The following is a 478-nucleotide window of genomic DNA, read 5'->3' as shown; positions in this document are numbered from 1 at the left end:
ATTTTACCTTAGCCTGATCCACCAGCAGTGAAACTGGTGTTCAGTCTATTTCTATCACATATCCGAATTTTTAAAGAACGATCTGACAAAAGTCAGAAATCAACATTCAAACTGAATGTTCATTTCTAAGTTCTGACAAGCTACTGCGTACGGCGAAAGTGGTGGAGCCAAGCGGGATCGAACCGCTGACCTCCTGCGTGCAAGGCAGGCGCTCTCCCAGCTGAGCTATGGCCCCGTATACTACGGCTGAACCATGTAATGGTAGGTCTGGGCAGATTTGAACTGCCGACCTCACCCTTATCAGGGGTGCGCTCTAACCAACTGAGCTACAGACCTATAACAGGGTCGCTTTACAGCATCGTCTTTTACAATGAATCAAGCAATTCGTGTGGGAGCTCATCAGCAGGCTGATGTCGTCGATTAAGGAGGTGATCCAGCCGCAGGTTCCCCTACGGCTACCTTGTTACGACTTCACCCC

Annotated in this window: 2 tRNA genes and 1 rRNA gene; all 3 read right to left on the bottom strand. The window is 49.2% G+C overall.

Going from position 1 to position 478, the window contains the following annotated elements:
* Window positions 1-159: 159 nt before the first annotated feature.
* A tRNA-Ala gene (locus ABE528_RS27345) sits at window positions 160-235 on the bottom strand.
* Between the two features lie 24 nt (window positions 236-259).
* A tRNA-Ile gene (locus ABE528_RS27340) sits at window positions 260-336 on the bottom strand.
* A gap of 85 nt (window positions 337-421) precedes the next feature.
* Window positions 422-478, bottom strand: a 16S ribosomal RNA gene (locus ABE528_RS27335); the annotation flags it as partial.

Source organism: Pseudomonas sp. TWI628 (assembly GCF_039673865.1).
Taxonomy (GTDB): domain Bacteria; phylum Pseudomonadota; class Gammaproteobacteria; order Pseudomonadales; family Pseudomonadaceae; genus Aquipseudomonas.
Note: the sequence above shows the minus strand (reverse complement) of the source record. Positions and strands in the feature narration are given on the sequence as shown.